This is a genomic window from Pseudomonadota bacterium (assembly GCA_039193195.1).
Lineage (GTDB): Bacteria > Pseudomonadota > Gammaproteobacteria > Steroidobacterales > JBCBZW01 > JBCBZW01.
Genome location: JBCCWS010000028.1, coordinates 52,158 through 63,187 on the forward strand (window position 1 = coordinate 52,158; position 11,030 = coordinate 63,187).

The window sequence follows — 11,030 nt, forward strand, 5'->3', positions numbered from 1 at the left end:
AGGAGGAGACTGCCGGTGGAGTTACTCGAAGTCAGCTACGCGCTGGACACCTTTTACTTCCTAGTCATGGGCGCCCTGGTCATGTGGATGGCCGCCGGGTTCACCATGCTGGAAGCGGGCCTTGTGCGGGCGAAGAACACCACGGAGATTCTGACCAAGAACGTGGGGCTCTACAGCATCGCCTGCATCATGTACATGCTCTGCGGCTACGGCATCATGTACGGCGACGGCCTCAACGGGTTCATCCCAGGCATCGGCGTGTTGGGTGGCACGGACAACGAGGTGGAGGCCGTGTTAAGCGGTGCGGAGGACGCCCCTTACTACTCTCAGCTGGCCGACTTCTTCTTCCAAGTGGTGTTCGTGGCCACAGCCATGTCGATCGTCTCGGGGGCGGTCGCCGAGCGCATGAAGCTATGGACATTCTTCACCTTCGCCATCGTGATGACAGGGTTTATCTATCCAGTCCAGGGATTCTGGAAGTGGGGCGGCGGCTTCCTGGAGCAGGCAGGCTTCCTGGACTTCGCAGGCTCTGGGGTCGTGCACCTGTCCGGTGCTGCAGCGGCCCTGGCCGGTGTCCTGCTGCTCGGGGCACGCAAGGGCAAGTACGGCAACCGTGGGCAGATCAATGCGATCCCTGGCTGCAACCTACCACTGGCAACGCTCGGTACGCTGATTCTTTGGTTAGGCTGGTTCGGCTTCAACGGCGGTTCGGAGCTCCAGCTCACCGGCGTGGAGCATGCCAATAACGTGGCCAGGGTGTTCGTCAATACCAACATGGCGGCCGCTGGCGGCCTAGTCGGTGCACTTCTCCTGGCGCGCTTCTGGTTTGGGAAGGCGGATCTGACCATGGCGCTAAACGGGGCGCTTGCAGGCTTAGTGTCGATCACAGCCGAGCCTCTGACGCCGACCCCCGTGGCAGCTACGCTCATCGGCTTAGTCGGCGGCTTGCTGGTGGTCGCCTCGATCGTCACCCTTGACAAGCTGCGCGTCGATGACCCTGTGGGCGCTATCTCCGTGCATGGCACCTGCGGCCTGTGGGGGCTGCTCGCCGTTATCCTGACCAACCCCGAGGCCAAGCCGCACGTTCAGCTTCTTGGACTGGTAAGCATCTTCGTGTGGGTGTTCGGCGTCAGCTTCCTAAGCTGGTTTCTCCTGAGGCAGGTAATGGGGCTGCGCGTTGGTGAGGAAGAAGAGGTCGGTGGCTTGGACGTCGTCGACTGCGGCATCGAAGCTTACCCCGAGTTCACCAAGGGCAGCTGATCGCCCACGTCTTGGCAGGATCCGCCGTCGCCAGCCCTTCGGCCGGTGGCGGATCTTCGCCCAGGCGACCGCCCCCTGCCGGAGGTCATCGAGGCTTACAAGGGTTAGTGCGCGATTCACAAGGCGGTGTCCCGCAACGCAGTTAGGCAACACCCCTCGACGCAACCTGACCCTGGTGTGACCCGTTAGTCGGCGAAGAGGCGCTCCCTCAATAGGGTCCCCTAGGTGCGCCGTGCGCAGCGCCCTCCATCCCTTGCCATGCTAAGTGTCCTCAGATTTGTCCTCGCCTGGCTGGTAATCATCGCGCACCTCACGGAAGGGTCGGTGGGTACGGACCACCTAGGGCGCTTTGCCGTGTTCGGCTTCTACCTGCTGTCGGGCTACCTAATCACACTCATGCTGAACGACCGCTATGCCCTTTAGTGCCGTGCCGTTCTTTCTCAATCGGGTCCTGCGCATCTATCCGGTCTATTGGCTGATCGCGAGCGGTACGCTGCTGATGGTTGCTCTGTATCCGACAGCCTGCGCGTGGAAGGGGGAGTGGTGTAGAGAATCGACCGCCCTCGATTGGTCGGGCAATCTGCTGACTCTTCCCTTCGAGTGGTACGCAGCGGACTTTCGACTGGTGCCGCCAGCATGGTCGGTGGCCGTGGAGCTGATCTGCTACGCAAGCTCTGGGGAGCGCTGGCCAGAGCACGGTGGGTAGCCGCGGGAGCGGTGGTGCTGTTCGGCGCCTACCACGGGTGGATCTACCAAACGGCCGGTGCCTTCGAAGCGCGGTACGCACCAGTTCTGGCGGCGCTCCTACCCTTCTCTGTGGGTGCTGTGATCTACTTTTCGAGGCCCTTGGTCGATCGCTTGAGTTCAGCTTCGACGTCGATACTGCTCGTCGCGGGCTTGCTGAGCTGGCTGGTGAACTTGCTTGCTGCTGGCGCAGCCGGGGGCATGGCCTCAGGGCGAATCGACGTCCACTTCTACACCAACTTGGGGGCTCTGGCGGTGGTGGTTATGGCGCTGAGTCATCGGCGATATCGGCGCCGCGCAAGCGGATGGCAGAAACGGTGCGGCGATCTGTCGTACCCGGTGTTTCTAGTCCACTGGCAAAGCGGCTATGTGGTGAGCCACCTGCTGCTCATCGGCCAGGGGCGGGGATGGCAGGTGCTCGCCTGGGCCGCACCGCTGATCCTGCTGTTGGTCTGGCTTGCCGACGCGCTCGCGACGCGATCGCTCGAGCCCCTACGGGATCGGGTTGCACCCACTCGCAGCGCTCGCTCGGCGCGTGATGACTCAAGCAGGGTGAGCGGGCGGCGCTGAATTCCTACCCCACTGGGCGCCGGGCGCCGCTCGCGCAGGGCACATCGCCGTCGAGCTGATCGGCTTCGACGACAGTGTGCGTAGCATCCCTGGGGTGGTTACCGTCTGCTCCTTTACGGATTTCCCACACTCAGCTCGTAGACGTTCATGAAACAAGCGAATTCGCTCGTTGCGGCCCTGCCGCTAGCCCTTTGCTCGCTGCTCCTCTCCCACCAAGCGGCAGCGCAACTCTCCCTAGGCGGTGCCTTGACCTACGGGGAGGGGATCGAAGAGTTGGGGCTGCAGGCGCGGGCTGCCTACGCCTTTAGTCCGTCGCTGGCCCTGGCCGGCAAGTACTCGTTCTTCTTCGTCGATGATGGAGTGGACTTCTCGATGGTCGATGTAGACTTGCACTACACCTTCCTCGCCGACGGCAACGTCGCGTTCTACGGTCTCGGTGGCATCAATCTCTCCATCTTCGATTTCGACGACTTTTTCGTCGGCTTCGGATCGGAGACCGAGATCGGGCTCAACGTAGGGTCCGGCGTTACGGTCGGGCTAAACGACCAGATCGACTTCGTTGGCGAGCTCAAGTACGTGATTGGCGACGCCGACCAGCTGGTGGTCTCGGCGGGCCTGCGCGTTGGGTTCTGATGCTTGTCAGAGGGACGGATCAGGATCTCGCATCTAAGCGGCCCCTCGTGAGGCAAGTGACGCGTACGCGCTTGTTCGGCGACTCAGTATCGATCGAGCTGAGCCAGCACGGCTTCGCCGGCCTGCGCCGTGCTGAGGGCGCTAGGTGCGTGCGCCGCGAGGTCTCGCGTGAGCGCTCCAGCCGCGATCGCCTCGTCCACCGCTCGTTCCACTAGCAAGGCCTCGCGCGAGAGGTCCAGGGAATGGCGCAAGAGGAGGGCAGCACTCGCGATAGCACCGTAGGGGTTCGCGATGCCCTGCCCGGCGATATCCGGCGCGGATCCGTGGATCGGCTCGTACAGGCCGAGTGCCTCACCGTTGAGCGAGGCGGAGGGTAGGAGCCCCAGGGACCCGGCTAGCATGGAGGCCTCGTCCGTGAGGATGTCGCCGAACATGTTTTCGGTGACGATCACATCGTAGGCGCTCGGGCGATGAATTAGATGCATGGCCATGGCATCGACCAGCAGGTGCTCGAGGTCGAGGGCGGGGAACTCCTCGGCGAGCAGCTCCGTGGTCACCTGACGCCACAGACGGGAGGTGGCGAGAACGTTGGCCTTGTCCACGGACACGAGGCGCCCGCCGCGGTCGCTCGCGAGTTGAGCGGCGAGGCGTACGACACGCTCCACTTCTTTGCGTGTGTAGGTGCAAAGATCGCTGGCGCGCTCGGCGCCTTCCTCCTTCTCGCCAAAGTAGATACCGCCGGTGAGTTCGCGTACGACCATGATATCCACGTTGGCGATGCGATCTGGCTTCAGAGGAGAGGCGCCGGCGAGGGCTGGGTGCGTGCGAATGGGCCGCAGGTTGGCGTACAGGCCGAGGCCCTGGCGTAGGCGCAGGAGGCCTTGTTCGGGGCGCACCGTGGGGTGCGACGCCCACTTCGGTCCGCCGACGGCGCCAAGCAGTATCGCGTCCGCAGCTCGACAGGTCTCCAGCGTGGCCGATGGTAGAGGATCGTCAGTCTCGTCGATGGCCGCGCCGCCGATCAGTGCGGTCTCAAACGTGAAGTCATGGTCGAAGCGCGCGGCGACGGCTTGCAGCACTCGCACGGCCTCGGCGGTCACTTCCGGGCCGATGCCGTCGCCAGGGAGGATGACGATGCGGGCGCGTCTTGGCGTGCTCATGTGCGTTGGGCCTCAAAGCGGCTTATCGTCTCATCTTGACCTAGGATAAACCCTAGCTGATCGACGCCTTCCATCAGGCAGTGACGGGCGAAGCCTTCGATCTCGAAATTCACTGCAGCGCTCCCATCCATCGAGATCGTGCACTGAGCCAGATCGATGGTGACCCGAGCGCCAGGGGCGCTGAGCAGGGTGGCATGTGTACTCTCATCCACCTCGATCGCGAGCAGCCCGTTCTTGAGGGAATTGGCGCGAAAGATATCCGCGATCCGTGAGCTGAGAACGGCGCGAAATCCCTCGGCGAGCAGGGCCCACGGGGCGTGCTCGCGCGACGAGCCGCAGCCGACGTTGTTGCCCGCGACGATGATCTGAGCGCCGTCGGCGGCGGGTTGGTTCAGGACGAAGTCGGGGTTGGGGGATCCATCGGCGAGGTAGCGCCAGTTGGCGAACAAGCCCTGGGCCAGACCATCGCGGCTGGTCGTGGTCAGGAAGCGGGCAGGGATGATCTGGTCCGTGTCGATGTCGTCGTCGGCGATCACCACCGTGGTGGAGGTGAGCGAAATTATTGGTTTCATCAGGTAACTCCTCGCGGCGTCAGGCCGAGGCGAGCAAACGCGGGTCGGCGATCTTGCCGGCGACGGCACTGGCGGCGGCGGTGGCGGGGCTGGCGAGTAGGGTGCGTGCGCCGGCGCCCTGGCGGCCCTCGAAGTTGCGGTTGCTCGTGCTCACCGCGTAGTGGCCTGAAGCGACTGTGTCGCCGTTCATGCCGATGCACATGGAGCAGCCGGATTCGCGCCAGTCGGCGCCCGCCTGCAGGAACACCTCGTGTAGGCCTTCCGCTTCGGCCTCGCGCTTCACCGCCTGGGAGCCGGGCACGATCAGCATGTTCACCCCGTCGGCGACCCGTCGCCCGCGCAGGATCGCAGCCGCCTCGCGCAGGTCGCTCACGCGTGAGTTGGTACAGCTGCCGACGAAGACCACGTTCACATCCCGGCCGAGCAGCGAGGTCCCCGCCTCCAGGCCCATGTAGTCGAGGGCGCGGCGGAAGCCTTCACCGCCTTCGCTCGGGATCTCGCCGGCCACGGGCATGACCATCCCAGGGTTGGTGCCGAAAGTGATCATCGGCGTTAGGCTGCTCGCGTCTACGGTAACCTCGCGGTCGAAGCTGGCGCCGTCGTCGGTCTTCAGGCGGCGCCAGCTCTGCACGGCGATGTCCCAGGCAGGCCCTTGAGGAACACGTTCGCGGCCGGCGAGGTAGTTGAAGGTGATGTCGTCCGGGGCGATCATGCCCGCCCGAGCGCCGGCTTCGATGGACATGTTGCACACGGTCATTCGCGCTTCCATGCTCAGCTGCCGGATCGCATCGCCGCGGTACTCGATCACGTGGCCCGTGCCGCCGTCGACGCCGATCTGCCCGATGATGGCTAAGATCAGGTCTTTGCCGGTGACCCCTGGAGTCAGGCGACCGGTCACGTTCACGGCCAAGGTCCTCGGCCGTCGCTGCAGCAGGCACTGGGTGGCGAGTACGTGACCCACCTCCGTGGTGCCGATTCCGAAGGCGAGGGCACCGAAGGCTCCGTGAGTGGCCGTATGGCTGTCGCCGCAGACGATCGTGTAGCCTGGCTGGGTGGCGCCGAGCTCTGGGCCCATGACGTGCACGATGCCGCGACGCTCGTCGTCGATACCCACCAGGTCGATGCCGAACTCCTCGCAGTTTCGCTCCATCTGACTGACCTGGCGCATGGCTGGGGTGTCGGCACGCGTGCCGTAGAGATCCACCGCGCGAGTGGGGGTGGAGTGGTCGAGGGTGGCGAGCGTGCGGTCGACGCGTCGCACCTTCAACCCGCGTTCACGCAGCACGTCGAAGGCCTGCGGCGTGGTCACCTCGTGGATTAGGTGCAGGTCGATGTACATGACCGCCGGGTGAGCGGGCGTCTCGTTCATCACCAGGTGCTGCTGCCACACCTTCTCGAACAGAGTGGTGGGTGAACTCATCGCTTAGGCGCCAGCTGCTGCGGCGGCACTTGTCGGCGCCTCGCCTAGGGGTTCGAGCCAGTTGCGCGTATCGGCGGTCTTGCCCGAGAACAGGCCGAAGAAGGCGTCCTGGATTTTCTTGGTGACCGGGCCCCGGTGTCCAGGGCCGATCTCGATGTGGTCCACGGAGCGGATCGGCGTGACCTCAGCTGCGGTGCCGGTAAAAAACAGCTCATCCGCCAGATAGAGCATCTCGCGCGGGATCGCCTGTTCCACCACCTCATACCCGAGGTCCTTGGCTAGGTGGATGATCGTGTCGCGCGTTATGCCGCCGAGGATCGAGGCGGCCGTGGGCGGAGTGACGATCCGCCCCTGTCGCACGAGGAAGAGATTCTCGCCGGCGCCCTCGCTCACGGTGCCGTCGACGGTCAGGCCGATCCCCTCGACGAAGCCGAGGCGCTGAGCCTCCATGGTGATCAACTGACTCGATAGGTAGTTGCCCGCTGCTTTGGCGGTGGCGGGAATCGTGTTCGGTGCGACGCGCTGCCAGCTGGACACGCAGACGTCGACGCCGCGCTCAAGGCCGTCGGCCCCAAGGTAGGCGCCCCATTTCTGGGCGGCGATGCAAACGTCGATGGGGCCGTCCTCGGGTGGGGCCACGCCGAGGCCGCTCATGCCGCGGAAGGCGAAGGGACGAATGTAGGCCCCTTCCTGCAGGCCGTTGGTGGCGACCACCTCGTGGGTGGCGTCGAGGAGGGTCTGTAGGTCGTAGGGTATCTTCATGCGATAGATCTTCGCCGAGTCATACATGCGCTGCATGTGGTCATTGAGGCGGAAGAAGCGCGGGCCCTCGGGCGTGCCGTAGAGGCGGATGCCTTCGAAGACCGATGAGCCGTAGTGCAAGGCGTGGCAAAGCACGTGGCAGGTGGCCTCGGCGAAGGGCACGAGTTGGCCGTTTTTCCAGATACTCGGTTGGGTGCTGTCGCTCGACATGGGTGGGCCTCAAGCTCTTGTTCGAAAGTGTGGGCTACAGGGCGATGCGCTTAAGCAGCACCGCGACGAGCATCGCGGCTAGCCGGCGCTGGGTGCATGGCCTTTGTTCGGGCGATGCGGTTCAGGGCGTGGAGGAAGGCCTTCGCGCTGGCCTCGATCACGTCGGTCTCAAGTCCCTGACCACGGTACAGGCGCTCCTCGTAGGACACCGTGACCGAGACGTCACCCTGTGCGTCCTCGCCTACGCTGACACTGCGGATGTCAAAGTCCTTCAGCTCGGGGCGAATGCCGGTCGCAAGTTCCAGCGCAGTGAACACCGCTTCGACGGGCCCGGCGGCGACGGCGGCCTCTTCGACCACCTGGTCCTCATCGTCGCGCAAGCGTACTGAGGCGGTGGAAGAGCGCCCGGTGCCGGCACTAACGTGCATCTCCTCCAGCACCCAGGGGCCGGCCCCGTGCACGTTGCCGTGCAGGACGAGTGCTTCGATGTCGCTGTCGAAGACTTCTTTCTTGCTGTCCGCCAGCTTCTTGAATTCGGCGAACACGGCGCCCACCTGCTTCTCATCGAGATCGAAGCCGAGGTCCGAGATGCGCTCGCGTAGGGCGTGGCGACCGCTGTGCTTGCCGAGCACCAGGTTGGTGCGGCTGATACCGACGTCCTGCGGGCGCATGATCTCGTAGGTTTCGGCGTTCTTCAGCATGCCGTGCTGGTGGATGCCCGCTTCATGGGCGAAGGCATTCTCTCCCACGATGGCCTTGTTCCGCTGCACGTGCAGCCCGGTCACGCTGGAGACCATGCGGCTCAAGGGGTAGAGGCGCGTGGTGTCGATGCCCGTGGCGTAGGGGAAGAGGTCATTTCGCGTGCGCACGGCCATCACGACCTCTTCCAGGGAACAGTTGCCGGCGCGTTCGCCGATGCCGTTGATCGTGCATTCGATCTGCCGTGCGCCGCCCTGCACGGCGGCCAGGCTGTTGGCCACGGCCATGCCGAGGTCGTTGTGGCAGTGGACGGAGAGAATAGCCTTGTCGATACTCGGTACGTTCTCGCGCAGGTGTTTGAACACGGCGAGGAACTCGGCCGGCGCGGTGTAGCCGACCGTGTCAGGGATGTTCACGGTGGTCGCGCCAGCGTCGATCACCGCGGTGACGATTTCCGTCAGGAAGTCGAGTTCCGTGCGCGCCGCGTCCTCGGCGGAGAATTCGACGTCGTCAAAATGCTGACGGGCCATCTGCACGCTCTCTACGGCGCGCTTCAAGATCTCCTGGCGCGCCATGTTGAGCTTGTACTCGCGGTGAATGGCGCTGGTGGCGACGAACACGTGCAGGCGCTTTCGCTTCGCCGGCGCCAGGGCCGCGGTGGCGCGTTCGATGTCCTGTGCCTGGCAGCGCGCGAGGCCGCAGATCACAGGCCCTTCGAGCTCCTCGGCGAGGCGCTGCACGGACTCGAAGTCGCCGGGGGAGGCGGCGGGAAAGCCTGCTTCGATCACGTCCACGCCGAGCTCTGCCAGCGCGTTCCCCACCCGGAGCTTCTCTCGCAAGGTCATGCTGCAGCCGGGGGCCTGCTCGCCATCGCGCAGGGTCGTATCGAAAATGATCAGGCGGTCTTGGGGGTCCGTGTGCTCGCTGGTCATGGCTTAGGGTCTCGGTAGGCTTAGGGGTGGGTTTCGAAGGGGCTGAAAACGAAAAACCCCGCAGCGGTTGGTGTGTCCGGTGCGGGGTTTGAAGCGTCCTGAATGTTTGCCTCAGGTGCCCGCGTGTCTCCTGCTAAGGAGAAGGAGGCCGATAAGGAGGAGGGCAGCGCTGTGACGGATCGTGTTGCTGATCATCGTGTGGCCGTTTGCTCTTGGGACGGGGAAACCGTCGACTCCTTGACACCGAAGCAGGCACTTTTGCCCTTGGTCGCAATCGACCCTCGAAGGCAGTAAGCTCGATCGCTCCCGATACAAACACGGGTTTCCAGCAGAGTCAAGCAGCTGCGAACAAGGGGCAGAGCTAGTGGGCAGTGCAGGCAACGGGAGTGAAGGCCGGCGTCACTCCAGCGTAATCGTTGACGGCGTGGAGCGGGCGCCGAGCCGCGCCATGCTTCGGGCGGTAGGCTTCACCGACGCAGACTTCCGCCGACCACAGGTGGGCGTCGCGTCCACCTGGAGCATGGTCACCCCCTGCAACATGCACATCGATGTCTTGGCCAAGGCGGCGGCAGCGGGCGTGGACGAGGCCGGCGGCAAGGCGGTCGTGTTCAACACGATCACTGTGTCGGACGGCATTTCAATGGGCACGCCGGGCATGCGCTACTCATTGGTGTCTCGCGAGGTGATAGCCGATTCGATCGAGACGGTGGTGGCGGGCGAAGGCCTTGATGGTGTCATCACGATTGGTGGATGCGACAAGAACATGCCTGCGTGCGCCATGGCCATGGCGCGTTTGGATCGGCCCTCCGTGTTTGTGTACGGCGGCACTATCCGGCCCGGTGCGGGGCGCCGCGACATCGTCTCGGTGTTCGAGGCGGTGGGCGGTCACGCCGCCGGCACCGTGAGTGATGCGGAACTCAAAGACGTCGAGAGCACTGCCATTCCAGGCCCAGGCTCCTGCGGCGGCATGTACACGGCGAACACCATGGCCAGCGCGATCGAGGCGCTCGGCCTGTCCCTGCCCGGGAGTAGCGCCCAAGAAGCGGTGAGCCAGGACAAGCTCGCCGACTGCACGCGCGCAGGTGAGGCCCTGGTACGCCTTGTTCGCGAGGACCTTCGCCCGTCGCATATCCTCTCGCGCGAGGCCTTTGAGAACGCGATCACCGTGACTATCGCGCTCGGCGGATCCACTAACGCGGTGTTGCACCTGTTGGCCCTGGCCCGCGTCGCCGGGGTGCCACTCGCGCTCGATGACTTCAGTCGTCTGGGCGCCCGCGTGCCCGTGCTGGCGGACGTACGCCCGAGCGGTCGTCACCTCATGTCCGAGCTCATCGAGATCGGTGGCATCGCGCCGCTGATGAAGCGCCTGCTCGACAAGGGGCTGCTGCACGGGGACTGCATGACCGTCACGGGCCAGCCGATGGCGGAAAACTTGGCCGACGTCGAGGACTACCCCGCGGATCAGAGTATCGTCGTGCCCTTCGAGCAACCGATCAAAGCGGATAGCCATCTGGTGGTCCTGCGCGGCAACCTCGCCCCGGAGGGCGCGGTGGCGAAGATCAGCGGCAAGGAGGGCGAGCGCTTCACCGGCACCGCGCGTGTGTTCGATGCAGAGGAGGCCGCCCTGCGCGCTATCCTCGACGGCACCGTGGTGGCCGGCGACGTTATCGTGATCCGCTACGAAGGCCCGAAAGGTGGGCCCGGCATGCGCGAGATGCTGAGTCCCACCTCGGCCATCATCGGCCGTGGTCTCGGCGCCGACGTGGCGCTGATCACGGACGGCCGCTTCTCGGGCGGTAGCCACGGGTTCGTGGTCGGCCACGTAGCGCCGGAAGCAGCCGCGGGCGGGCCGATCGCATTGATCGAAGACGGTGACGCGATCACCATCGACGCGGTCGCGCGCAGTATCGAACTTGGTGTGGACGACACCACCCTCGAGGTTCGGCGTGAGGCCCTGACGCCCCGCCCCCTCGAGACCCGCGGCGTGCTTGGAAAGTACGCACGCCTGGTCGGTAGCGCCAGCGAAGGCGCGGTGACCGACCTCGACGTCTGAACCCTGAAGAGACTC

At 64.8% G+C, this 11,030-nt stretch carries 11 protein-coding genes; 6 read left to right on the forward strand and 5 right to left on the reverse strand.

Annotated elements, in window-relative coordinates; genetic code table 11:
* Positions 1-15 precede the first annotated feature (15 nt).
* The 5 genes from AAGA68_18770 to AAGA68_18790 all read left to right on the forward strand — a co-directional run bounded on the left by AAGA68_18770 (position 16) and on the right by AAGA68_18790 (position 3,207).
* Positions 16-1,260, forward strand: a complete 1,245-nt coding sequence (locus AAGA68_18770; GenBank protein ID MEM9387113.1) for an ammonium transporter — start codon at positions 16-18, stop codon at positions 1,258-1,260.
* 258 nt (positions 1,261-1,518) lie between these two features.
* The gene (locus AAGA68_18775) at positions 1,519-1,683 is read left to right on the forward strand and encodes a hypothetical protein (protein MEM9387114.1); all 165 of its coding nucleotides are present in this window, start codon (positions 1,519-1,521) and stop codon (positions 1,681-1,683) included.
* Complete coding sequence (locus tag AAGA68_18780; GenBank protein ID MEM9387115.1) at positions 1,673-1,966, forward strand: hypothetical protein; 294 nt, start codon at positions 1,673-1,675, stop codon at positions 1,964-1,966. The genes AAGA68_18775 and AAGA68_18780 overlap by 11 nt, the downstream gene beginning before the upstream one ends.
* A gap of 14 nt (positions 1,967-1,980) precedes the next feature.
* On the forward strand, positions 1,981-2,574 hold the full coding sequence (locus tag AAGA68_18785) for a hypothetical protein (GenBank protein ID MEM9387116.1): 594 nt from the start codon (positions 1,981-1,983) through the stop codon (positions 2,572-2,574).
* A 147-nt stretch (positions 2,575-2,721) separates the two neighbouring features.
* Positions 2,722-3,207 (forward strand): hypothetical protein, encoded by a 486-nt coding sequence (locus tag AAGA68_18790; GenBank protein MEM9387117.1) that lies wholly within the window; start codon positions 2,722-2,724, stop codon positions 3,205-3,207.
* An 83-nt stretch (positions 3,208-3,290) separates the two neighbouring features.
* Here the strand turns inward: AAGA68_18790 and leuB are convergent, their stop codons facing one another.
* Genes leuB through AAGA68_18815 form a run of 5 tightly spaced genes read right to left on the reverse strand, consistent with a single transcriptional unit; the run spans position 3,291 to position 8,962 of the window.
* On the reverse strand, positions 3,291-4,367 hold the full coding sequence (gene leuB / locus AAGA68_18795; protein ID MEM9387118.1) for a 3-isopropylmalate dehydrogenase: 1,077 nt from the start codon (positions 4,365-4,367) through the stop codon (positions 3,291-3,293).
* Entirely contained in the window at positions 4,364-4,939 is a 576-nt protein-coding gene (leuD, locus tag AAGA68_18800; GenBank protein MEM9387119.1) for a 3-isopropylmalate dehydratase small subunit, read from the reverse strand. Before leuD ends, leuB begins: the two co-directional genes overlap by 4 nt.
* Before the next feature lie 19 nt (positions 4,940-4,958).
* Positions 4,959-6,359: a 3-isopropylmalate dehydratase large subunit gene (leuC, locus tag AAGA68_18805; protein ID MEM9387120.1), complete on the reverse strand. Its 1,401-nt coding sequence runs from the start codon at positions 6,357-6,359 to the stop codon at positions 4,959-4,961.
* Positions 6,360-6,362: 3 nt separating this feature from the next.
* Positions 6,363-7,331 carry a branched-chain amino acid transaminase gene (locus AAGA68_18810; GenBank protein MEM9387121.1) on the reverse strand — a complete coding sequence of 323 codons (969 nt, stop codon included), beginning with the start codon at positions 7,329-7,331 and terminating at the stop codon, positions 6,363-6,365.
* A 50-nt stretch (positions 7,332-7,381) separates the two neighbouring features.
* Complete coding sequence (locus AAGA68_18815; protein ID MEM9387122.1) at positions 7,382-8,962, reverse strand: 2-isopropylmalate synthase; 1,581 nt, start codon at positions 8,960-8,962, stop codon at positions 7,382-7,384.
* A gap of 364 nt (positions 8,963-9,326) precedes the next feature.
* On the opposite strand from AAGA68_18815, the gene ilvD reads away from it, so the two are divergent.
* Positions 9,327-11,015 (forward strand): dihydroxy-acid dehydratase, encoded by a 1,689-nt coding sequence (gene ilvD, locus AAGA68_18820; GenBank protein ID MEM9387123.1) that lies wholly within the window; start codon positions 9,327-9,329, stop codon positions 11,013-11,015.
* The last annotated feature ends 15 nt before the right edge of the window (positions 11,016-11,030 follow it).